We start from the raw sequence: 233 nt of genomic DNA, 5'->3' as shown, positions 1-233 counted from the left end.
ACTCCAGTAGATCCAGGTAGCAAGGAGCCGTTGAAACCAGTAGATCCAAATGATCCAACTAAGGGTTATGTTCCACCAGTTCCAACAACTCCAACTGGCGATACGAAGATTCCTTATGTGAAGAATCCAGAAGCTAAGGATGACCAAGCACAAGTTATCTACCGTGTTGTATCAACAGATGGTAAGACTGTTGTAAATCCTGAGATTGCGAAATCTGAAGTATTGACAGGTAA

General features: G+C 42.5%; 1 protein-coding gene. It reads left to right on the top strand.

Annotated features, from left to right (window positions below; all coding sequences use genetic code 11):
* On the top strand, window positions 1–233 hold a 233-nt coding region (locus tag E4T71_RS09615), incomplete at both ends, for a hypothetical protein (RefSeq protein WP_135039036.1).

Source organism: Streptococcus sp. WM07 (genome assembly GCF_004570525.1).
Taxonomy (GTDB): Bacteria; Bacillota; Bacilli; order Lactobacillales; family Streptococcaceae; genus Streptococcus.
The sequence above is the reverse complement of the archived record's forward strand: the minus strand, read 5'-3'. Positions and strand labels throughout refer to the sequence as shown.